The sequence below is a fragment of the Pantoea septica genome (assembly GCF_002095575.1).
Classification (GTDB): domain Bacteria; phylum Pseudomonadota; class Gammaproteobacteria; order Enterobacterales; family Enterobacteriaceae; genus Pantoea; species Pantoea septica.
Genome location: NZ_MLJJ01000001.1, coordinates 116,451 through 136,931, shown reverse-complemented (window position 1 = coordinate 136,931; position 20,481 = coordinate 116,451). Strand labels below are relative to the sequence as shown.

Here is a 20,481-nt window from a genome sequence, read left to right as displayed (position 1 = left end):
CGTCGCGCCACGTTGTCAGATTAAGACTAAAGTTGTTTGAGTGGTCAATGCGTTACACGCGGCCGCCTTTCGGACAAGGAGAAAAACCGATGAAGAAAACTGTGGTAACCGCGCCTGTCGGGCGTCAGGGAGTCGCGCCAGTGCTGCTGACTCTGCTGCTGGGTTTGCCTGCGCTGACGGCGCACGCAGACGATAACTCACGTCTGCTCAGCAGCCAGCCGCAGCCGCCGGATGTTCGGCTGGGGCCGCTGTTTAGCGCGGTGCAGCAGGCGCAGTTCTATCCCGACCAGAAAACCTTCGCCGACGCGGTGCCTAAATTCGATCCCGCGTCGATTCTGGCAGACTGGCAGATGCAGAAAAATCAGCGCAACTTCGATCTGAAGCGTTTCGTTGCCAGCAACTTTACCCTGCCCGCGGCGGGCGAAAAATATGTGCCGCCCGCCGGGCAGAGCCTGCGCGCGCATATCGACGGCCTGTGGCCGGTGCTGACGCGCACCGCCAAAAGCGCCGGCCGCTACGATTCGCTGCTGCCGCTGCCGAAGCCCTATGTGGTGCCGGGCGGCCGCTTCCGCGAGGTCTACTACTGGGACAGCTATTTCACCATGCTCGGCCTGGCTGAAAGCGGACACTGGGATCGCGTACAGGATATGGTGGATAACTTCGCGTGGGAGCTGGATACCTACGGCCATATCCCGAACGGCAACCGCAGCTACTATCTCAGCCGCTCGCAGCCGCCCTTCTTTAGCCTGATGGTCGATCTGCTGGCGACCCACGAGGGCGACGCGGCCTACAGCAAATATCTGCCGCAGCTGCAGAAAGAGTATGACTACTGGATGGCGGACAGCGATAGCGTCGCCGCTGGCCAGGCGAGCAAGCGCGTCATCAAGCTGGCGGACGGCATCGTGCTTAACCGCTACTGGGACGCGCGCGACGTGCCGCGCACCGAATCCTGGCTGGATGACGTCAATACCGCGAAAAAAGCGCCGCAGCGCGACAAAGGCGAACTCTACCGCGACCTGCGCGCCGGTGCCGCCTCCGGCTGGGACTTCAGCTCGCGCTGGTTCAGCGACGCGCACAATCTCGCCTCAATCCGCACCACTCAGCTGGCGCCTGTCGATCTCAACAGCCTGATGTTCCATCTGGAGCAGACGCTGGCCAAAGCGTATCGCCTCGATAAGCAGCAGGATAAAGCGAAGCAGTTCGCCGATCTGGCGGAGAAGCGCCAGGCGGCGGTTAACCGCTATCTGTGGGATGAGAAACAGGGCTGGTACGCCGACTACGACAGCAAAACAGGCCAGGCGAGCCCGCAGCTTACCGCCGCAGCGCTCTTCCCGCTCTATATGCAGCTGGCCAGCGACAAGCAGGCCGATCGCACCGCCTCGGCGGTAGAGAAACAGCTGCTGAAAGCGGGCGGCCTGCTCACCACCACGGTGAACAATGGCCAGCAGTGGGACGCGCCTAACGGCTGGGCGCCGCTGCAGTGGGTTGCGGTAGAGGGTCTGGAGCACTACAACAAGCCGCAGCTGGCGCAGCAGGTCGGCATGCGCTTCCTGCAGAACGTCCAGACCACCTATGACAAAGAGCATAAGCTGGTCGAGAAGTATGTCGTCGACGGGCCGAACCTCGGCGGCGGCGGCGGCGGGGAATATCCGCTGCAGGACGGCTTCGGCTGGACCAACGGCGTGACGCTGATGCTGCTCGACAAGTACTGTCCAAAAGAGAAAACCTGCAACAGCGCGCAGGATATTCCTCAGGCGGCGACAGCGAAGTAACCCCTGCCAGACGAAGGGCCGCTATCGGCCCTTTATTTTCTTTTTTGCCTTCTCCTGTTCAACAAACCTTGAAACATTTTTCACATATTGATAATAATTCTCACTCTGATTGTGAGAATCTTTATCATACACGTCCCGCCTGCCGCAGGCGGACCGAACAAGGACAGGACATGACGCTGCCGTATCCCCTTCACCGCTGTGCGCTGCTGTGCGCGCTGGCGATCGCTCTGCCCGCTGCCAGCCTGGCGGCCGACACGCTGACGGTGACCGCCTCGCCGCAGGAGAGCGCCGACGGCCCGACTCAGGGCTATCTCGCCACCACCAGCGCAGGCGCCACCAAAAGCGATCGCCCGCTGCTCACGACGCCGCAGTCGGTCTCGGTGATCGCTCGCCAGCAGATCGACGATCAAGGCGCCATCGATCTCAATCAGGTACTGAACTATACGCCAGGGGTTTTCTCCAACTTCGGCGGCGCGGCGACCCGCTACGATACCATTTCGCTGCGCGGCTTCCACGGCGGCGACGTCGATAACACCTTCCTCGACGGCCTGCGCCTGATGAGCGATGGCGGCAGCTATAACGTTTTGCAGGTCGATCCCTGGTTTCTGGAGCGCGTCGACGTGATTAAAGGCCCCTCTTCCGCGCTGTACGGCCAGACGGTGCCGGGCGGGCTGGTGAACCAGACCACGCGCCGCCCGCAGTTCGCCGAAGCGGGCCACTTCCGGCTGACGGCCGGCACCCAGGATACGCGCGGCGCGGCTTTCGACTACACCAACGCCATCAACAACGAATGGGCGTTTCGCCTGACCGGCATGACGCGCAACAGCGACACCCAGTATGACCACACGCGCGAGGAGAAGTACGCGCTGATGCCGCAGCTGATGTGGCAGCCCACGGAAGATACGCAGCTGCTGCTGCGCGCCTATCTGCAAAAAGATCCGTCAGGCGGCTATCACGGCTCGGTGCCAGGCGATGGCGCGCTGAGCGCTCACAACGGCGCGAAACTCAGCACCGGCTTTTACGACGGCGAGCCCTCCCTTGACCAGTTCAAACGGCGCGAACAGATCTACAGCTATGATTTCCGGCACCGCTTCAGCGATGTCTGGTCGTTCTCCTCGACCGGCAGCTACAGCCACTCAAACGTCGATCTCGACCAGGTTTATCAGGTGGGCTGGCAGGCGCCCGGCAGCGATATCCTTAACCGCTACTACTCCGGCGAGCGCTCGTCGCTCTCTGCCTGGGCGACGGATAACCGCGTCACGGCGGAGTTCGACACCGGCGAGCTGGCGCATCGCCTGTCGATCGGCGGGGAGTATCATCGCTATAAAAACGATTTAAGCGAGGCGGGCGATGCGGCCAGCGCGCTCAACGCCGCCACCGGCGAGGCGCTCGGACCGATGCCGGACTATAGCTGGACGCGCGAGACGCGCCGCTACTACCAGACCGGCCTCTACCTTCAGGATGAGATGACGTGGGATCGCTGGCATCTCGATCTCTCCGGCCGCTACGACCGCATCGTCGCCGACAACAGCGGCACGTCGCGCCGGCAGGACGATCACGTCAGCGGTCGCGCGGCGCTGCTCTACGCCTTCGACAACGGCGTCTCGCCCTATGTGAGCTATAGCCAGGCGATTACGCCGACGGCGCTGACCGGCACCGACGGCAACCTGCTGCAGCCGACCACCTCGGAACAATATGAGACAGGCATAAAATATCAGCCGGCAGGCACGCGCGATCTCTATACCCTGGCGCTCTACGATCTGACGCAGAAGGATGTCGCCACGCGCAATATCGTCGACTCCACCTACACGCCGACCGGCAAAGTCCATTCGCAGGGCATCGAGCTGGAGGCGCGCAATCAGCTGACGCCGCGCCTGAGCACGGTGGCGGGCTATACCCTTAACCACCTGCGCTATAAGGAGACGCTGGACGGCAATGATGGTCATACGCCTTACGTGACGCCAGACAGCATGGCATCGTTCTGGGGCCACTATCAGTTTGACGGCGGCATCAGCGCGGGCGCTGGCGTGCGCTATATCGGCAAACAGTGGGCGGACAATGAGAACAGCCGACGCGTGCCTTCGGTTACGCTGTTCGATGCCTCGGTGCGCGCCGATCTCGGCGTCTGGAACAGCGCGCTGCGCGGCGCGTGGCTACAGGTCAACGCGAATAACCTGACCGATCGTCACTATGTGGCGGCCTGTTACGGCACGGGCTACTGCTACTGGGGCGCGGAGCGTTCGCTGCTGGTGTCGGTGGGATACGATTTCTAGCGGGGAAAGTAAAACGGGACGACAACGTCGTCCCGTTGCAGTTCTTACGCTATGCGTACTAGCTACGGACTTTACGGTAGATAAACAGCACGACAAGGGCACCGATTACCGCGACCACAAAGCTGCCGAAGTTAAAGCCGTCTACTCGGCCGAAGCCAAACAGGGTACTGATCCAGCCGCCGACTACCGCACCGATGATTCCCAGAATAACGGTTACGATAAAACCACCGCCATCTTTACCAGGCATGATCCATTTAGCGAGAATACCGGCGATTAAACCAAAGATGATCCATGAAATGATACCCATCTACTACTCCTTCCTTTTGTTTAGGTTGTGACCGCCTGATTAATCAGGAGAATTACAGAGCTAAGTATAGACGGGAAATTCTCTGGTGCAGGATAAACCGCGACAAAAATTGACTTAAGAACCTAAAGCTTCCGCGCCCGCCGCCGATAACGGAGAGAGCATAAAGCATCCGATAACAGCAAATTTGCCCCCTTTGGAGCCAGTAAGTGAAAGAAGCCGACAAAGAACAGTATCTCAAACGTGGCACGCTGGCGGTTCTCGGCGTGATAAAGGATTTGCTACGATTTCAGACGCCTTTAATGGTCACTTTTTCGCGCGGTCAGTTTATCAGCCGTATGCTGGATGCCGACGAGGATCGCATTGTTTTCGACCTTGGCAGCAATAATCTCGACAACGAGTATGTGCTTTCCTGCAACGATGTGAGCATCTTCGCTGAAACCTACGGCGCCAAGGTAGAGTTCAGCCTCGCGTCGCTGGAGAGAACCACCTTCGAGGGTTTACCCGCCTTTAGCGCGCCGCTGCCCGACCTGCTGTGGCAGATCCAGCGCCGTGAATTTTTCCGTATCTCCGTACCGCTCGATCCGATCTTTTACTGTCATAGCGAGTGGCCCAACGGCAAAAAAGTGCGTTTCCGCCTGCAGGATCTGTCGCTGGGCGGTATCGGCGTGCTGGTGGACGAGGCGCTGCCAGAGGGGCTGAGCAGCGGCGACAAGTTTAAAAAGCTGCACGTCGAGCTGGGCGAATATGGCCAGTTCGAGGTCGGCGCGCAGCTGCTCCATATCGGCGAGCGCAGCGTGGTGACCAGCAAAAACGAAACGCGCGTCACGCCGCGTCTCAGCTTCCGTTTTACCGCCATCGAGCCGTTGCAGGAGCGTCAGCTACAGCAGGTTATTTTCGCCCTTGAGCGCCTGGCGCGCGACAAAGCGAATCGATTTCAGTAATTATTCAGTGATTTGCGCTGTCTCGCGGCGCATCCAGGCTATGCTTCTCCTTGCTCTCTTTTTTAAACCGGCTCCCAGCAAGGAGAAACTCCCCAATGGAAAACTGGCTCTCATCCGGCTATTTTCAACGTCTTTTTCTGAACCAAACCTTCTGGATCAATAGCGCTATCGTGGTCGCGGGCACGCTGGTGATCTACTGGCTGCTGCGCAGCGCCATACGCTTTATCTCCAGCCGCATCGCGCGCTACAGCGAGCAGCGCCACGTGCGCTTCACCTCGATTCTGGTGGAGATCCTGCGCAGCACCAGCCAGCTGCTGCTGCTGATCTTTTCGCTGCTGATCGCCCTGCGTTTCGTCGACGTGCCCGCCAGCTGGGACGGTTTTATTTCTCACGGCTGGTTCCTCGCGTTCGCCGTGCAGCTAGCCATGTGGATCGACTGCGGTATCCGGCTGTGGCTGCATAATCTGCTGCGCGATCCGGTGCACGTGCGCAATCCCGTGACGACGGTGATCCTGGGCATTCTGCTGCGCGTGGTAGTGTGGGTAATGATGCTGCTCGCCATTCTGTCGAATATGGGCATCAATATTACCGCGCTGGTAGCGAGTCTTGGCGTGGGCGGTATCGCCATCGCGCTGGCGATTCAGACGGTGCTGAGCGACGTTTTCGCCTCCCTGGCGATCGGCTTCGATAAACCTTTCGAGCACGGCGATTTTATTGTGTTCGGCGATATTGCCGGCTCTATCGAGCATATCGGCCTGAAGACCACGCGCCTGCGCAGCCTGAGCGGCGAGCAGATCGTCTGCTCCAATACCATTCTGCTGCAGCAGACCATCCACAACTACAAGCGTATGCAGCAGCGGCGCATCGTGTTTCGCTTTGGCCTGAGCTACGGCACGCCTTCGGCGCAGGTGCGCGAAGTGAGCGATCTGGTGAAGTCGATCATTCAGGGCATTGAGCTGACCCGCTTCGACCGCGCGCATTTTTTCGCGTTTGAGGATTCGAAGCTGACCTTCGAGGTGGTCTACTTCGTGCTTGACGCCGACTACAACAAATATATGGATATTCAGCAGGAGATTAACCTGCAGCTGATGGCGGCGCTGGAGCAGCGCGATGTGCGCTTCGCCTTCCCGATCCGTCAGGTGGAGTTCAGCGGCGGCCGTATTCCGCCGGTGGAGATGCTGCGCGCGGAGAACGATGAGGAAGAGGCGCGGCGGGCGTAATTTGCCCAAACCCGTCGCTTTGCGTTTCGCGATGGGTCAAGGGCATTTCGCCCGATCGCAAAGACGGCATAAAGCATCCCTGCGCCTCGGCGCGGGCCATCCCTGGCCCGCGACGCTTTGCTCTTCGGGCGAAACGCCCTTTCCCTTTCGGCATGGTGCGGCTGCTTAGGAGCCCAGTGGTTATATCGTCATGCCATTCTTTTCAGGCGGCTAATAAACTCAAAACGTGGGTGACATGGACCGAAGAGCAAAGCGTCCCGCGACAAGGACAAAAACGCCGGGAGCGTTTTTGAACAACGCAACGCGTTGGCCCGGTGACGGGCGCCCCCTCAGGGATGAGGGGCGTAAACGCGCGGGACGAGCGGTCAGGGATGACGTTTTTTGCGTCTTTGCGATCGGGCCTTGTCACCCACGTCTGCACCCTGCCTCTAATTTGTTTAACAGGCCGTCAGCCATCACGCCGGCTGAAACCGGCAGCGCGCCACCGCCGCTATCCATCCCTGATAGCTCTCCCGCATCGCCTGCGCCTGCTCGCTGCGCGGCTCGACGCGCGTGCCGCCCTGTAGCGCCTGCATCTCGCTGCCCTGCCGCCACCAGCCGAGCACCTTGCCTGCCAGCAGCGCCGCGCCGAGCGCGGATACCTCCGCCGTGGGCGCGCGCAGCAGCGGGCGCTGCAGCACGTCCGCCTGCAGCTGCATCAGCCAGTCGTTGGCGGTCGCGCTGCCGTCCACGCAGAGCGCCGACAGCCGCTGGCCGCTCGCCTGCTCCATGGCGAAAAAGACGTCCGCGATCTGAAACACGATCGACTCCAGCGCCACGCGCGCCAGCACCGCAGGCGTGGCGGCGTCGGTCAGGCCGCACACCATGCCGCGCGCCCGCAGATCCCACCAGGGCGCGCCCAGCCCGGAGAGCGCCGGCACAAAATAGACGCCCTGATTGCTGTCGGCGGTGCGCGCCAGCGCGGTCAGCTGGTGCGGGTCCTGAATGCCGAGCATCTTGCCCAGCCAGGCCGCGCCGGAGCCGGTGTGCGTAATATTGCCCTCGAAGGCGAAGCGCAGCGCGCCGTCGTGCCAGGCTACGGTGGTGCTCAGGCCGTTATCAGTGAGCAGCGGCGTCGCCATCGACATCATCAGCGAAGAGCCGGTGCCGTAGGTCGCCTTCACCACCTCTTCGTCGCCGCGCCGCTGCGCCTGCAGCGCCGCATGGGAATCGCCGATGCGCGCCAGAATCGGCGTGCCCGGCGCCAGGCCCGGAATAGCGTTAATCGCCACCGCGCCCTGCTCGCTGGCCGACGGCACGATAGTCGGCAGCGCGGCGCGCGGCAGCTGAAACAGACGCAGCAGCTCATCGTCCCAGCCGCCGCTGTGCAGACTATAAAGCTGAGTGCGCGCAGCGTTGGCGTGATCGGTAACGAACACCTCGCCCGCGCTGAGCTGCCAGGCAAGCCAGCTATCGACCGTGCCGATGCAGAGTTCGCCCGCCGCCGCGCGCGCCGCGCCGTCCGGGATCGCCGTCAGCATGCCGGTAAGCTTCGCCGCCGGGAACATCGGATCCACCGCCAGCCCGGTCAGCCCGGTTATGCGCGAGGCGTTGCCCGCGGCGCGCAGGTCGCGACAAAAGGCTTCCGAGCGCCGATCCTGCCAGCTTACCAGCGGCGTGAGCGGCTTGCCGTCGCGCCGCTGCCAGATCAGCACCGACTCACGCTGATTGCTGATCGCCACCGCCGCCACCGGCGCGCCATCGCACTGCGCCAGGCAGTCGGCAACCGCCTGCTTCACCGCCTGCCAGATAGCCAGCGCGTCCTGCTCCGCCAGCCCCGGCTGCGGATGCGACAGCGTCAGCGGCTGACTGCCCCGCGCCACGACGCGGCCCTGGCGATTGACGGCGATCGCCTTGGCATTGGTGGTGCCTTCGTCAATCGCCAGAATAAGGGCGTCTTCCATGGTCAGGCTCCCGCACAAATGCGCACTGCGCTGTTGACGACGCTCGCGGCGTCGATGCCGTGATACGCGCGCGTGGAGGCGCGATCGCCCGCGATGGCGTACTGCCCGTCCGGGATGCCCAGGCGCAGCAGCGGAATGGCGCAGCCCCCTTCCGCCAACACCTCGGCCACCAGACTGCCGACGCCGCCGTTAACGTTGTGCTCCTCCACGCTGATCGCGGCTGGATAGTGATTTAGCAGGTTGCGCAGCTGTTGGGTATCGCAGGGTCTGATGGATGGAACACTGATCACACCCGCTGAGATCCCTTTCTCAGCCAGTTGCTCCGCCGCGTGAACGATCTCATGCACCGTCGAGCCCATCGCCACCAGCGCGATATCCTTGCCTTCGCGCAGCTGGTCGATTTTACCCGGCTCGAAGCGGTAATCGTCGCTGTGCAGCTGCGGCAAATCTTTGCCGTCGAGGCGGATATAGACCGGGCCGACGTGCTCAAGCGCATAGTCGATGATCTGGCGGCACTCCAGCGGACAGGCGGGCGCGTAAATTTCGATGTTGCCGAAGCCGCGCATCACCGCGATATCGTCGATGCTGTGATGGGTGCTGGCGAGCGGGCCGTAGCTGGCGCCGGCATTAAGGCCGAACAGCTTCACATTGGTGTTGTTGTAGCAGACGTCGACCTTGACCTGCTCGTTGGCGCGCGACACCAGGAAGGGCGCGGCGTTGCAGGTTACGGCGATCTTGCCGCCCAGCGCCAGCCCGGCTGCGGTGCCGACCAGCGTCTGCTCGGCGATGCCGACGTTCACCAGCCGGTCGGGAAAGGCCTTAATAAAGGGCGAAATTTTTGCGGTTGAGGTGGAGTCCGCCACCACCGGCACCAGATCCACGCCGCGATTCACTGCGTCGATAAAGGCGGTCACCATTACGCTGGCTAAATGTTGCGCATTACTCATCTTTCAGTTCCTCCAGTGCCAGTTCGATCTCTTCGCCTTTCGGCACGCGGTGATGCCACTCCGCTTTACTCTGAATAAAGGAGACGCCATAGCCTTTTTCGGTATGCGCCACGATGACCTGCGGCTTGCCGTTCTGCGGCAGGCTTTCAAGGGTCTCGACCACCTGCGCCATGTCGTTGCCGTTGCACTCTGTCACCTCCAGGCCGAAGGCGCGCCATTTTTCCGGCAGCGGGTCGGTGTTCATGATGTCGCGCGTCGCGCCCGCCAGCTGCAGCTTGTTCTTGTCGTTGATGATAATCAGGTTGTCGAGGCCGTAGTGCGCCGCGACCAGCGCCGCCTCCCAGTTGCTGCCCTCCGCCAGCTCGCCGTCGCCGGTCACCACGAAGATGCGCCGCTTGCTGCCATCTTTTTTCGCCGCCAGCGCCAGCCCCACCGCTACCGGCAGGCCATGGCCGAGCGCGCCGGTATTCAGCTCCACGCCCGGGGTTTTCTGCCGCACCGGATGGCCCGGCAGATGCGAATCAGCATGCTGATAGGTGGGCAGCCAGTCGACCGGAAAATAGCCCGCCTCCGCCAGCACGCAGTAGTAACCGCCGACCGCATGGCCTTTGGACTGGATATAGATGTCGCGCTGCGGATCCTCGGTGCGATCCGGCGCGCAGTCGAGGATGCGGAAATAGAGCGCGGTCAGAATATCCGCCTGCGACAGATCCGCGCCGGTATGGCCGCCGGCCGGGCTGCCCGCGTTAAGCTGGATAATGCGGCGGCGCACGGCGCGCGCCTTACGCTGCAGTTCGTCGACCGGAAGTTTGAAAGGATTCATACATCACCTCTGAATTAAAAATCACGTCCGAATATATATTCGAGAAGAGTAAAAAAAGGGGGTGCAGCAAAATAGCCAGCCTGCACCGCCACCGATTAACTTTTTGCCTCCGCGCCCTCCTCGATCAGCGCCTTCTGCGCCACCACCGCCGCTTTCTGCTGCATGCGGTTTTGCATCTGATCGATGATGACGGCGATGATAATAACGATGCCCTTGATCACCATCTGCCAGAATTCGCTGACCCCCATCATGATCAGGCCGTCGGCGAGAAAGCCGATAACAAAGGCGCCGACCAGGGTGCCGAGAATAGTGCCGCGCCCGCCCGCCAGCGAAGTGCCGCCCAGCACCACCGCCGCAATGGCGTTCATTTCGAACGAGGTGCCGTTGGCGGGATGGCTGGCTACCAGCTGCGACGACACCACGATGCCCGCTATCGCCGCGCAGAAGCCGGAAAGCGTATAGACCCAGATTTTCACCTGCTTCACTTTGACGCCGGAAAGCTCCGCGGCGCGCTCGTTGTCGCCGATGGCATAGACCTGGCGGCCGAACGGCAGGCGACGGGCGATATAGGCGATCGCCAGCGCCAGCACGATCATCATCCAGATGGCGTACGGCAGGCCGAGCAGCGATCCGGCGCCGATGCGGTCGAAGCCGGTGTTGCCGAGCAGCGGATTGCCCTGCAAACCGGGGAAGGTTTCGCCGCCCGAGGTGAGCATCGCCGCGCCGCGCAGGATATACATGGTGCCGAGCGTGCAGATAAAGGGCGCGACGTTGTAGCGGGTGATGATCCAGCCGTTGGCCGCCCCGATCGCTCCGCCTACCAGCAGCACCAGCGGCACGATGACCCAGACGCTGGGAAAGATGGCGATGCCGAACATCGGCAGCACGATCCCCTTGGTGATCAGCCAGCCGGCGATCATGCCGCACAGCCCCAGCGTCGCGCCGATAGAGAGGTCGATGCCGGCGGTGATAATCACGAAGGTAATGCCCAGCGCCAGAAAGGCGTTGATGGCGATATGCTTCACCATAATCACCAGGCTGCCGAGCGCGAGAAAGTCCGGCACGGCGATCGCGAAGAAGCCGACAATCAAAAACAGCGCGATAAAGGTGCGCAGCTTCAGCAGCAGCAGGATAATGCTCTCGCGCGAGTTAAACGCCTTCGCCGGTTGGCCTGCCATCGTCATAGCGTTGTTGCCTTTCATGCTCAGAACCCCTGTGCGCTTGCTTTCACCAGCGCTGACTCTTCCGCGTCGCCGCGCGGAATATCAGCCGTAAGTTTGCCGCCCGACATCACCAGGATGCGATCGGCCACCGCCATGATCTCTTTCAAATCGGAGGTGGAGAAGAGCACCGCAATGCCCTGCTCCGACAGCTGCACCATCATGCGAAAAACTTCCCCTTTGGCGCCGACGTCGATTCCGCGGCTCGGTTCATCCAGCAGCAGCAGCCGCGGGTTGGTCAGCAGCGAGCGGCCGATCACCACCTTCTGCTGATTGCCGCCGCTCAGGGCGCTGATCGCCACCTCCGGCGAGGAGATCTTGATCGCCAGATTGCCGACGGTGCGGGTCACCGCTTCCCGCTCTTCCTGCCGGGCGATGGCGAAGCGGTGCGTCAGGCGGCGCCACAGGCTGGCGATGGTGAGGTTGCTTGCCACCGAGGATCCCGGGAAAATCCCGGCGCGCTTGCGATCTTCCGGCACCAGGCTCATGCCCATGCGGATGCGCTCGGCGGGCGGCAGCCGCGTCGGCACCGGCTTGCTGTCGAGCCAGATTTTGCCGAGGTAGTTGCGTTCGCTGCCGAGCAGACACTCGAAGAGTTCGGTGCGCCCTGCGCCCATTAGCCCGTAGATGCCGACAATCTCTCCGGCGCGCACGTTAAAGGTGACGTCGTCCACCAGCGTGTTGCCGTTGGAGCTGACGCAGGTAATGTGCTCCGCCTCCAGCACCGCCGCGCCGAAGGTGCGTCCGTCCGGCAGAAAGTTGCTCATCGGCTCGCTGCCGAGCATTTCGCGCACGATCCAGGGCACGTCGATATCGCTGACCTGCGCTTCCGCCTGAAAGCGGCCGTCGCGCAGAATGGTGATCACGTCGCCGATCGCCATCAGCTCTTCGAGGCGATGCGAGATATAGATCAGGGTGACGCCCTGCCGCGTCAGCTCGCGGATGACGCGGAACAGGATTTCCACTTCGATTTTGCTGAGCGCCGAGGTCGGCTCGTCGAGGATAAGAATATCGGCGTCTTCCGCCAGCGCCCTGGCGATCTCCACCAGCTGCTGCTGCCCGACCTTGAGGTTGCCGACCGGTTCTTTCGGCGAAATGGGCTGGTCAAGGCGCGCCATCAGCGCGGCGGCGCGGCGCTCCTGCTCCGCTTCGTTAATGGGGCGGATGCCGCGCTGCAGCTCGCGGCCGAGAAAAATATTCTCCGCCACCGACAGGTTTTCAAACAGGTTCAGCTCCTGATGCACCATGCCGATACCGAGCGCGGCGGCGGCGCGCGTGCTGCTCAGCACCACCTTTTCGCCGTTGAGGAACAGCTCGCCGCTGGTGGGCTGCTGCACCCCGGCGAGGATTTTCATCAGGGTCGATTTGCCCGCGCCGTTTTCGCCGATAATCACGTTGACCTTGCCGCGCCAGACGCGGTAGTCGACGCGGTCCAGCGCCAGCGTGCCGGGAAAAAGCATGGTGATATTGCTTGCCTTCAGGATGATGTCGTCACTCATGGCGCCTCTCCCTGCTTCAGCTCTACCGCCACCACGTCGTTAACCACGCCGTGGCCCATCTCGACCGCCAGCAGCGCCTGCGCCGGTTTGCCGATCCAGCTGGCGTCGACCTTCGGCAGCTGCTGCACCGCGTGGCGGTTAAGCGCGCGGGTCAGCTGCGCGTACTGCACCTGATTGGTGAACTCCTCGAAGCGGAAACCCGCCGCATCGCGCAGCGCGTTGCTGCGGATCACCGGCCCGAGGCTGACTGTTACCGGCCTGCCGTTCAGGGTCAGCGTCAGGGTGCGCTCGCGGCTGTTGCTCTCGTCCACCGCCGCCACCCTGCCGCTGGCGCGCACAAAGACGCTTTCGCTGCCGCCCGCCTTCACCGTCCCGCTTTTGGTCTCCATATCCGCCCAGCTCATGGCGCGCTGCTGCGCCGCGTCGAGCACCCGGCTCTGCCAGCTCGCCTGCGCGATCTGCTGCGGCGTCTGGCTGCTGTAGCTCGGTTTCGCATGGGGATCTTTCGGCATGATCGGGTTGCCGCTGGCGTCGAGATCCACCACGGTACAGCCGCTTACCGTCAGCGCCAGGGTGATCGCCAGCATCGCTCTGCTCCGTTTCATGCCGCCTCCGGTCACTTCGCCAGGTTAAAGTTTTTCAGCTTCGCTGCGTTGCTGTCGTCAATCAGCACGCAGTCCATCAGCTGCTTCTCTTCTTTCTGGGCTTTGCCGTTTTTCAGGTAGTAGTCCGCCTGCTCCACCGCCATCTGCGCCTGCGCCCAGCCCGGCTGCAGCACCGTCGCCTTGATATTGCCTTTGTTGAGAATGGAGTCGCGGGTGTAATCGCTGCCGTCGAAGCCCACCACGATAACGTTGGTTTTGCCCGCCGCCTTCAGCGCCGCCTCCGCGCCCAGCGCCATGGTGTCGTTGCCGGAGATCACGCCGACAATGTTGGGGTTCTTTTGCAGAATGGTCTCCATGCGGCTGAACGCCTCGGTCTGGCTCCAGTTGGCGCTCTGCTGCGCCACCATCTTCATGTCGCCGTAGTCGTCCAGCACGTCGTGATAGCCCTGCGAACGTACGCCCGCGTTGGTGTCGGACTCTTTGCCCAGCAGCTCGACGTAGCTGCCTTTGCCGTTCAGCAGTTTGGCGAACTTCTCTGCGCCGAGCTGCGCGCCCTGATAGTTGTTGGAAACGATCTGCGCCACGGCGATGCCGGTTTTGTTGATTTCGCGGTCGATCAGGAAGGTAGGGATGCCGGCATCTTTGGCTTTCTGCACCGGGCCGACGGTGGCGTCCGCCCCGGCGTTATCGAGAATGATCGCTTTGGCTTTGCGCGCGATGGCGGTTTCGATCAGCTGGTTCTGTTTGTTGACGTCGTCGTCGTGCGACGCCACCAGCGTGGCGTAGCCGAGCGCCTTAGCCTTTTCCTGCGCGCCGTCCGCTTCCGCTTTGAAGAAGGGATTGTCGTGCGACGGGGTAATGATCGCCAGCAGGCCTTTATCGGCGGCGAGCGCGGCGGTCGAGAGCGCCATCAGTGAAGCCAGTAGGGTAATTTTGACGAGGGGTGCGTTCATCGGTTATTCTCCGCTTGAATAAATATTCAATTGCGATTTTATATGCAAGATGACTATGCACCCGCTTCAGGCGGGCGCGCAACCCCGATTGTTTAAAAAGCGAAAACGATCACAAAATGTCACGCGTTGTGATTTCCCCCATCCTGGTTAACAATACCAGGCCGACACAGAGAGGAAGGATGAATGGCGAAACAGGATGAGCAACGGCTGATGGTGAAGATTGCCACGCTTTACTACAGCGAAGGGATGAAACAGTCAGATATCGCGCAGATGCTGAAGCTGTCGCAGTCTTTTGTCTCGCGCATTCTCAACCGCAGCGTGAAAGAGGGCGTGGTGAAGATCAGCGTCGTGCCGCCCGCCAATATCTTTCCGGCGCTGGAGAAGGCGATCGAGCAGACCTATGGGCTGCCGCAGGCGATTGTGGTCGACGTGCCGGAAAACGCCTCTTCGCAGCAGATCAAGCAGGCGATCGGCTCGGCGGCAGCGCACTATCTGGAGACGCGGCTGCGCGCCGACGAGCTGATCGGCATCTCCTCCTGGAGCGGCACCATCCGCGCCATGGTGGATGCGCTGCACCCCTTTAACGCCGCCTGCAAAGGGGTGATCCAGCTGCTGGGCGGCGTCGGCGCCAACGGCAACGTGCAGGCGACGATTCTGACGCAGAACCTCGCAGCGCTGCTGAACTGCCCTTCCTGGCTACTGCCGTCGCAGTCGATCGAGCACTCGGTGCAGGATCGCCAGCGGCTGGCGGCCAACCCGGACGTCGCGGAGGTGCTGGAGAAGTTTGACCAGGTGGATCTGGCTATCGTCGGCATCGGCGATCTGGAGCCGTCGGCGCTGCTGCGCAACTCCGGCAACTATTATGACGAGGAGATGCTGCGCACCCTGGCGCAGCGCGGCGCGGTCGGCGATATCTGCCTGCACTACTTCGATGCGCAGGGCGAACCGGTGCTGAGCGCGGAAGAGGATCCGGTCATCGGCATGGAGCTGGCGCAGGTGCGCAACTGCGCGCAGGTGGTGGCGCTGGCGGGCGGCAAAGAGAAGGCGCACGCCATCCGCGGCGCGCTGCGCGGCGGCTACGTTAACGTGCTGATCGTCGATTACCCCACCGCGCGGCTGCTGGTGGAGTAAGGCGTTAAAAGGCGTTAAATAGTGCGGTACGCCGTGGTGACCTTCCACAGGTAGCGCGGCGCCTGCGCGGCGGGATGCTTGTTCTGAACGTGCTGGTAGAACTCGTCCGGCGACATGGCGTTGATCATGGCGATAGCCCGGTCGCGGTCGCGGGAAAAGGTGCGCAGCAGCGCGCCCGCGCCGTTGGCGTAGGAGACGATCGTGGCGTAGCGCAGCGTCAGCGGGTCGCGAATGCCGGAAAGCGCCGACTCCTGCAGGATCTTGATATAGGCGGCGCCGATATCGATATTTTTCGCCGGATCGCGCAGCTCGGCGTTCGACGGCTGACCGCGGCGCCCCTGCACGCGATAGACTTCCCTGCCCGCCGTCGCGGCTTTAATCTGCATCAGTCCCACCGCATTGGATCGGCTGACGACGCCGGGGTTACCGCCCGATTCGACAGTGATAATGGCGCTGAGCAGTTTCTCATCAACGCCATAATGACTGGCGGCATCTTCGGTGAACATCGCCCAGGTCGCGTTGATATTCGACGGTGGCGCCTGAGTAAGCGGCGTGTTGCGTTGCTTAACGACCTGTTTTGACGGTTCGCTGGCGCAGCCCGCCAGCAGCAGCGCGGAAAGGGCAAGATATCGAAATTTCACCAATTTTTCATCCTGATGCAGTGTGGTCGCAGGCTATCATACCTGGCGCGCGCCGCAGCAAAATTACCGTTTATCCTAATTGCGTAAAAAACCGTGTCGCGAAGTGACTTCCCTCGCGCTTTTCGTCATCATCGGCCTGTTAATCGCCCGCTAACCGCAGGAATAGCCTTATGATTTCTCGTTCCGTTCATCTCATTTCGCCCTCCGGATATTGTCACAACCAGCCTGCCGCCTGGCGCGGCGTCGAGCGGCTGCGTGCGGCGGGCCATCAGGTCGAAAACCTGGAAACCATCGGCCGCCGCTTTCAGCGTTTCGCTGGCACCGACGCCGAACGTCTCGCTGAATTCAACCGGCTGGCGCAGCTCGAGACGCTGCCCGACATCGTGCTGGCGGTGCGCGGCGGCTACGGCGCCAGCCGCCTGCTGGCGCAGGTCGATTACGTCGGGCTGCAGCGCCGCCTGCTGAATCAGCCGCTGGCGCTGTGCGGCCACAGCGATTTTACCGCGCTGCAGCTCGCCCTGCTGGCGCAGACCGGCCTTGTGAGCTTTAGCGCGCCGATGCTGGCCGGCAATTTCGGCGCGGAGGTTTTATCTGATTTTACCCTGACGCACTTCTGGCAGGCGCTGACTTCGCCTACAGTCAATGTTGGCTGGCGCAGCGAGACGCCGGACGCCGGCGAGTGGCAGGGCACGCTGTGGGGCGGCAATCTGGCGATGATTTGCTCGCTGATCGGCACCCCCTGGCTGCCGCAGTTCGACGACGGCATTCTGGTGATCGAGGATGTCAATGAACATCCGTTCCGCATCGAACGCATGCTGATCCAGCTGCAGCAGAGCGGCATCCTGGCGCGACAGCGCGCCATCATCACCGGCAGCTTTACCAGCAGCGCGCTCAGCGACTATGACAACGGGTTCGACTTCGCCAGCGTCTGGCACTATCTGCGCGACGTCACCGGCCTGCCGGTGATAAGCGATCTGGCCTTTGGTCATGATGCGGATACCGTAACGCTGCCGCTAGGCGCGCGCGCCCGTCTGCGCGTGGCGAACCATCAGGCCGAACTGCAGGCCACTGGCCATCCCGTATTACCCGAGCATTAAGCCGTTCTCAGGGAGATCGCCATTGAAGCCGCTGTACGACGATTTGTGGATCTCCACGCCGGAATTTCCGGCGGAAGATGCCGTTAATGATTTAATGATGCACGGCTTTATGCTGCGCCACCCGCGCGGCAACCTGCTGATTGGCCGCGTGGAGCACCCGCTCGATCATGAGGTGCTGGCCGACGAGGGCGGCGTGATCCGCCACTACCTGACCCACTGGCACGAAGCGGCGCCCGGCGCCGCCGTGATCCAGCAGCGCTTCAGCAGCGCGCTCTACTGCCACAGCCGCTCTCTCGGCCCCGTCAGCCGGGTGCTGGAGCCGGATGACACCTTTAGCCATCAGGAGACGCACTTCGGCGACTTCCATCTGCTGCCGACGCCGGGCCACACGCCAGGCAGCAGCAGCTTTCTCTACTCTTCGCCGCTGGGTCGCAGCTATCTGTTTGTCGGCGACACTCTGACGCGCGATCACCATCGCTGGATCACGGTGCTGGTGGCGGACAGCAATCCGCACGAGCTAAAGCAGTCGCTGGAGTTTTACCGCACGCTGCGGCCCGATGTGGTGCTGATGAGCACCACGCGCGGCCATCTTTCATGGGTCGAGGTGACGCTGCAAAGCTGGCTGGCGGCGATTGACGAGGCGGAGCAGCAGCCGCTGGATATGCGCCAGCAGCCGCCTTTGTGATTACAGCGCCTTGCTGAGATAGTGACGCTGATGGTGGCGCGGGTAGTTATCCAGACTGAAACGCAGGCTGTAGCCTAATTTTTCATAGAACGGGCGCGCCTGAAAGCTGGCGGTGTCGACCTGCGCATAGCGGCAGCCGCGTCGGCGCGCCTCCTCTTCCGCCGCCCCGATCAGCTGCGTGCCGACGCCCTGCCCGCGCAGCGCGTCGCTGACCCACAGCATATCGATACGCAGCCAGTTGCCGGTGGTCGAGCCGGTCAGCCCCGCCCTTTTTTTGCCATGCTCGTCGGTGACGAACACGCCGATGGCTTTGATCTCGTCGATATTGATAAAGCGGCTGTTGAAGGCGTTCAGGCCGAGGCGCACTTCATCCAGATCCTGATGCGTGACCGCATCGGTAACGTTCAGTTGCATAGACTCTCCAGCTAAAGCGGGTTAAGAGTGCGGATGGTCGCGATCGTCGTACGGCTCCAGCGATAGCTGATCGACATCGCGCGTTTCGCTGCGGCTACAGGGTAACAGCCGGTTACTGTCGCGGTAAACGAAGAAGGTCTCGTCGCTCGCTTTGTTGACAATCAGCTGGTCGCCGTTGCGAAAACGGGTGATGGCGACGCTATCGCCGTCCTTCAGCCGGGTATGCTGCTTTCCGGCGGCAATCTGAAAATGGTGCTGCGGCCAGCTAAGCGTGCTCAGGCCATAGGCGGCGTGCGAGATGGTCATGGTGGGACGGCCGGGACAGGTAATCTGGAACTGGGTTTCGCTCCAGGCGGGCGCAATAGCGCAGCTCAGCAGGCCGAGTGTGAACAGAGTGGCTTTCATTTTCGGGCTCCGTCGAAGTTATGCTCTGATTTGGTTAACTATTTTCAGAGTATCACATCAGACGGCGGGAAAAAGCGGAACGGCCCGCGCCGGGCGGGCCGAAGTGTGACAAAAGCTGTCGTTAATTTCCGACCTGCGACATATCTTTAATGCTGTCGCGATTGATTTGCTGCTCTTTACCGTAGACGTCTTTGTAGGTGATCATACCGGTGTCGTCATCTACCTTCGGCTTGCCCTGCGCCACAATAGTGCGGCCGTCGTTGGTGTGCAGCACGTGGTCATTCGCGCAGCCGGCCAGCATCAGGCCCGCGCTCAGAATACCGATCGCCATAACTGTTTTTTTCATATTTCCTCCTTCCTAGGTTCGCTTTAGGTTTAGCACAGCCTCGCCAAAGCGAAACCAGGAAGAGACTTAAAGCGCATTGATTCCTAAAGGAGATTCTATGGATCGGCAAGATGCCCTGTTTCAGCGGCTGGCGCAGTCGCCATTTCGGCGGCGCTTTCATCTGGGCGTGAAGGAGCGTGAATACTGTCTGGCGAAAGGGCCGGAGGTGATCGACAGGCATGCGGCGGATTTTGTCGCGCAGCGTCTGGCGCAGGCGGAGCCGAAGAATGACGGAAAGCAGACGCCGATGCGCGGTCATCCGGTGTTTATCGCCCAGCATGCTACGGCGACCTGCTGTCGCGGCTGCCTGGCGAAGTGGCACGGCATCGCTGCTCATCAGCCGCTGGACGACGCGCAGCAGGCGTGGATTGTCAGCGTGATCCACCGCTGGCTGGTGAGTGAGATGAACCGCTAAAAGCCCGGCGCCGCATCATGCAGCCCCGGGCTGACGTTTATTCTGCCGCAACCTCTGCGGCGACCAGCATTAACGCCAGCGAGGCGTCCTCCTCGTCGTATCCCTGCATAACATCGCGGATGGCCGCCACGCAGGAGATCACCTGCTGCTTCTTTTCCGCTTCAAGCCTCTCGATCGCATGACGGATAATCATTAGACTGGCTTCTTCTTCTTTCATTCAGTTTCCCTTAAATCGCCCAACTGGTGCGCAAAGATGGCAAGAATACCTTTAATATGCTACTCAAGTCACCCTTTGGCACGTTTAACGCTTAACTATTAATCGAACTGCAAATGGGATGCCGCGCCAGACCTGCTATGATCACAATAGCCGGGACGCAACGCGTCAAAATTAGCGCCACGGGATACCCAGGGATCGAAGCAGGTACAGGATATGTTGCGACTCACCGTTTTCACTTTTATTACGCTGCTTGCCGGCTGCGCTTCCGGCCCGAAAGGGGTCGAGTGCGCTGGCGAAGTCAGCACTATTTACGGCCAGCCGATGGGGCAGACGCAGGCGACGATTTTCGACCTCGTCAGCGCCTTCACCGTCAGCCGCGACGGCGTCAACGTGCAGAGTGGGACACTGCAGTCGCTGGATCGTTTCAAATATATCCCCTCCGCCGTCACCGCCGAAGGCTACTACGCCCAGCGGCTGTCGGATAAGCAGTTCCGCCTGATCAATCCCCACGAAGACACCATGATCACCTGGACGTGCCCTTAGGCGTGCGTCCGGCGGCCAGATAGTTTATTGTCGTGGCTCGTCAGG

Annotated in this window: 22 protein-coding genes; 9 read left to right on the top strand and 13 right to left on the bottom strand. The window is 61.6% G+C overall.

Going from position 1 to position 20,481, the window contains the following annotated elements:
* Positions 1 to 89: 89 nt before the first annotated feature.
* Together treA and HA46_RS00665 are read left to right on the top strand one after the other, a co-directional pair.
* Positions 90 to 1,772, top strand: a complete 1,683-nt coding sequence (gene treA / locus HA46_RS00670) for an alpha,alpha-trehalase TreA (protein ID WP_084881882.1) — start codon at positions 90 to 92, stop codon at positions 1,770 to 1,772.
* Positions 1,773 to 1,942: 170 nt separating this feature from the next.
* Positions 1,943 to 4,045, top strand: a complete 2,103-nt coding sequence (locus HA46_RS00665; protein ID WP_084881881.1) for a TonB-dependent siderophore receptor — start codon at positions 1,943 to 1,945, stop codon at positions 4,043 to 4,045.
* A gap of 58 nt (positions 4,046 to 4,103) precedes the next feature.
* Here the strand turns inward: HA46_RS00665 and HA46_RS00660 are convergent, their stop codons facing one another.
* Positions 4,104 to 4,352, bottom strand: coding sequence for a GlsB/YeaQ/YmgE family stress response membrane protein (locus HA46_RS00660; protein ID WP_033747725.1), 249 nt, complete (start codon positions 4,350 to 4,352; stop codon positions 4,104 to 4,106).
* A 206-nt stretch (positions 4,353 to 4,558) separates the two neighbouring features.
* On the opposite strand from HA46_RS00660, the gene HA46_RS00655 reads away from it, so the two are divergent.
* Positions 4,559 to 5,293 carry a flagellar brake protein gene (locus tag HA46_RS00655; protein ID WP_033789680.1) on the top strand — a complete coding sequence of 245 codons (735 nt, stop codon included), beginning with the start codon at positions 4,559 to 4,561 and terminating at the stop codon, positions 5,291 to 5,293.
* Between the two features lie 95 nt (positions 5,294 to 5,388).
* The gene (locus tag HA46_RS00650) at positions 5,389 to 6,513 is read left to right on the top strand and encodes a mechanosensitive ion channel family protein (protein ID WP_033789678.1); all 1,125 of its coding nucleotides are present in this window, start codon (positions 5,389 to 5,391) and stop codon (positions 6,511 to 6,513) included.
* Between the two features lie 455 nt (positions 6,514 to 6,968).
* Here the strand turns inward: HA46_RS00650 and HA46_RS00645 are convergent, their stop codons facing one another.
* The 7 genes from HA46_RS00645 to HA46_RS00615 all read right to left on the bottom strand — a co-directional run bounded on the left by HA46_RS00645 (position 6,969) and on the right by HA46_RS00615 (position 14,503).
* Complete coding sequence (locus HA46_RS00645; RefSeq protein WP_084881880.1) at positions 6,969 to 8,456, bottom strand: FGGY family carbohydrate kinase; 1,488 nt, start codon at positions 8,454 to 8,456, stop codon at positions 6,969 to 6,971.
* A 2-nt stretch (positions 8,457 to 8,458) separates the two neighbouring features.
* Positions 8,459 to 9,403 carry a transketolase family protein gene (locus HA46_RS00640; protein ID WP_033789674.1) on the bottom strand — a complete coding sequence of 315 codons (945 nt, stop codon included), beginning with the start codon at positions 9,401 to 9,403 and terminating at the stop codon, positions 8,459 to 8,461.
* The gene (locus HA46_RS00635) at positions 9,396 to 10,226 is read right to left on the bottom strand and encodes a transketolase (protein ID WP_033789672.1); all 831 of its coding nucleotides are present in this window, start codon (positions 10,224 to 10,226) and stop codon (positions 9,396 to 9,398) included. Before HA46_RS00635 ends, HA46_RS00640 begins: the two co-directional genes overlap by 8 nt.
* A gap of 95 nt (positions 10,227 to 10,321) precedes the next feature.
* A complete protein-coding gene (locus HA46_RS00630) occupies positions 10,322 to 11,428 on the bottom strand; it encodes an ABC transporter permease (RefSeq protein WP_084881879.1) in 1,107 nt (368 codons plus the stop codon).
* A 2-nt stretch (positions 11,429 to 11,430) separates the two neighbouring features.
* Positions 11,431 to 12,945, bottom strand: coding sequence for a sugar ABC transporter ATP-binding protein (locus HA46_RS00625; protein ID WP_084881878.1), 1,515 nt, complete (start codon positions 12,943 to 12,945; stop codon positions 11,431 to 11,433).
* Positions 12,942 to 13,550, bottom strand: a complete 609-nt coding sequence (locus HA46_RS00620; RefSeq protein ID WP_084881877.1) for a DUF2291 family protein — start codon at positions 13,548 to 13,550, stop codon at positions 12,942 to 12,944. The genes HA46_RS00625 and HA46_RS00620 overlap by 4 nt, the downstream gene beginning before the upstream one ends.
* 11 nt (positions 13,551 to 13,561) lie before the next feature.
* Positions 13,562 to 14,503, bottom strand: a complete 942-nt coding sequence (locus tag HA46_RS00615) for a D-ribose ABC transporter substrate-binding protein (RefSeq protein ID WP_084881876.1) — start codon at positions 14,501 to 14,503, stop codon at positions 13,562 to 13,564.
* A gap of 183 nt (positions 14,504 to 14,686) precedes the next feature.
* Here HA46_RS00615 and HA46_RS00610 point away from each other — a divergent pair, with 183 nt between their 5' ends.
* The gene (locus HA46_RS00610) at positions 14,687 to 15,634 is read left to right on the top strand and encodes a sugar-binding transcriptional regulator (RefSeq protein ID WP_033789666.1); all 948 of its coding nucleotides are present in this window, start codon (positions 14,687 to 14,689) and stop codon (positions 15,632 to 15,634) included.
* 14 nt (positions 15,635 to 15,648) lie between these two features.
* On the opposite strand, the gene emtA is transcribed toward HA46_RS00610, so the two are convergent.
* Positions 15,649 to 16,278, bottom strand: a complete 630-nt coding sequence (gene emtA, locus HA46_RS00605; RefSeq protein ID WP_033747752.1) for a membrane-bound lytic murein transglycosylase EmtA — start codon at positions 16,276 to 16,278, stop codon at positions 15,649 to 15,651.
* 167 nt (positions 16,279 to 16,445) lie between these two features.
* On the opposite strand from emtA, the gene ldcA reads away from it, so the two are divergent.
* Together ldcA and HA46_RS00595 are read left to right on the top strand one after the other, a co-directional pair.
* Positions 16,446 to 17,372, top strand: a complete 927-nt coding sequence (gene ldcA, locus HA46_RS00600; protein ID WP_033789664.1) for a muramoyltetrapeptide carboxypeptidase — start codon at positions 16,446 to 16,448, stop codon at positions 17,370 to 17,372.
* Between the two features lie 22 nt (positions 17,373 to 17,394).
* The gene (locus tag HA46_RS00595) at positions 17,395 to 18,057 is read left to right on the top strand and encodes an MBL fold metallo-hydrolase (RefSeq protein WP_084881875.1); all 663 of its coding nucleotides are present in this window, start codon (positions 17,395 to 17,397) and stop codon (positions 18,055 to 18,057) included.
* Here the strand turns inward: HA46_RS00595 and HA46_RS00590 are convergent, their stop codons facing one another.
* The 3 genes from HA46_RS00590 to HA46_RS00580 form a co-directional block, all read right to left on the bottom strand.
* Entirely contained in the window at positions 18,058 to 18,471 is a 414-nt protein-coding gene (locus HA46_RS00590; RefSeq protein ID WP_084881874.1) for a GNAT family N-acetyltransferase, read from the bottom strand.
* A 21-nt stretch (positions 18,472 to 18,492) separates the two neighbouring features.
* Entirely contained in the window at positions 18,493 to 18,876 is a 384-nt protein-coding gene (locus tag HA46_RS00585; protein WP_084881873.1) for a hypothetical protein, read from the bottom strand.
* A 121-nt stretch (positions 18,877 to 18,997) separates the two neighbouring features.
* Entirely contained in the window at positions 18,998 to 19,222 is a 225-nt protein-coding gene (locus HA46_RS00580) for a YgdI/YgdR family lipoprotein (protein ID WP_033747766.1), read from the bottom strand.
* A gap of 97 nt (positions 19,223 to 19,319) precedes the next feature.
* On the opposite strand from HA46_RS00580, the gene HA46_RS00575 reads away from it, so the two are divergent.
* Entirely contained in the window at positions 19,320 to 19,676 is a 357-nt protein-coding gene (locus tag HA46_RS00575; protein ID WP_033747769.1) for a DUF4186 domain-containing protein, read from the top strand.
* 37 nt (positions 19,677 to 19,713) lie between these two features.
* Here the strand turns inward: HA46_RS00575 and HA46_RS00570 are convergent, their stop codons facing one another.
* Positions 19,714 to 19,893 carry a hypothetical protein gene (locus HA46_RS00570; protein ID WP_033747773.1) on the bottom strand — a complete coding sequence of 60 codons (180 nt, stop codon included), beginning with the start codon at positions 19,891 to 19,893 and terminating at the stop codon, positions 19,714 to 19,716.
* Positions 19,894 to 20,106: 213 nt separating this feature from the next.
* On the opposite strand from HA46_RS00570, the gene HA46_RS00565 reads away from it, so the two are divergent.
* Positions 20,107 to 20,436 carry a hypothetical protein gene (locus HA46_RS00565; RefSeq protein WP_033789660.1) on the top strand — a complete coding sequence of 110 codons (330 nt, stop codon included), beginning with the start codon at positions 20,107 to 20,109 and terminating at the stop codon, positions 20,434 to 20,436.
* The last annotated feature ends 45 nt before the right edge of the window (positions 20,437 to 20,481 follow it).

Bases quoted from the DNA above. Each gene is read 5' to 3' on its own strand.
- HA46_RS00580 (WP_033747766.1), bottom strand. From the start codon at position 19,222: ATGAAAAAAACAGTTATGGCGATCGGTATTCTGAGCGCGGGCCTGATG.
- HA46_RS00565 (WP_033789660.1), top strand. From the start codon at position 20,107: ATGTTGCGACTCACCGTTTTCACTTTTATTACGCTGCTTGCCGGCTGC.
- HA46_RS00630 (WP_084881879.1), bottom strand. From the start codon at position 11,428: ATGAAAGGCAACAACGCTATGACGATGGCAGGCCAACCGGCGAAGGCG.
- HA46_RS00570 (WP_033747773.1), bottom strand. From the start codon at position 19,893: ATGAAAGAAGAAGAAGCCAGTCTAATGATTATCCGTCATGCGATCGAG.
- HA46_RS00575 (WP_033747769.1), top strand. From the start codon at position 19,320: ATGGATCGGCAAGATGCCCTGTTTCAGCGGCTGGCGCAGTCGCCATTT.
- HA46_RS00615 (WP_084881876.1), bottom strand. From the start codon at position 14,503: ATGAACGCACCCCTCGTCAAAATTACCCTACTGGCTTCACTGATGGCG.
- HA46_RS00625 (WP_084881878.1), bottom strand. From the start codon at position 12,945: ATGAGTGACGACATCATCCTGAAGGCAAGCAATATCACCATGCTTTTT.
- HA46_RS00640 (WP_033789674.1), bottom strand. From the start codon at position 9,403: ATGAGTAATGCGCAACATTTAGCCAGCGTAATGGTGACCGCCTTTATC.
- HA46_RS00620 (WP_084881877.1), bottom strand. From the start codon at position 13,550: ATGAAACGGAGCAGAGCGATGCTGGCGATCACCCTGGCGCTGACGGTA.
- treA (WP_084881882.1), top strand. From the start codon at position 90: ATGAAGAAAACTGTGGTAACCGCGCCTGTCGGGCGTCAGGGAGTCGCG.
- HA46_RS00645 (WP_084881880.1), bottom strand. From the start codon at position 8,456: ATGGAAGACGCCCTTATTCTGGCGATTGACGAAGGCACCACCAATGCC.
- ldcA (WP_033789664.1), top strand. From the start codon at position 16,446: ATGATTTCTCGTTCCGTTCATCTCATTTCGCCCTCCGGATATTGTCAC.
- HA46_RS00635 (WP_033789672.1), bottom strand. From the start codon at position 10,226: ATGAATCCTTTCAAACTTCCGGTCGACGAACTGCAGCGTAAGGCGCGC.
- HA46_RS00610 (WP_033789666.1), top strand. From the start codon at position 14,687: ATGGCGAAACAGGATGAGCAACGGCTGATGGTGAAGATTGCCACGCTT.
- HA46_RS00665 (WP_084881881.1), top strand. From the start codon at position 1,943: ATGACGCTGCCGTATCCCCTTCACCGCTGTGCGCTGCTGTGCGCGCTG.
- HA46_RS00585 (WP_084881873.1), bottom strand. From the start codon at position 18,876: ATGAAAGCCACTCTGTTCACACTCGGCCTGCTGAGCTGCGCTATTGCG.
- HA46_RS00660 (WP_033747725.1), bottom strand. From the start codon at position 4,352: ATGGGTATCATTTCATGGATCATCTTTGGTTTAATCGCCGGTATTCTC.
- HA46_RS00650 (WP_033789678.1), top strand. From the start codon at position 5,389: ATGGAAAACTGGCTCTCATCCGGCTATTTTCAACGTCTTTTTCTGAAC.
- HA46_RS00590 (WP_084881874.1), bottom strand. From the start codon at position 18,471: ATGCAACTGAACGTTACCGATGCGGTCACGCATCAGGATCTGGATGAA.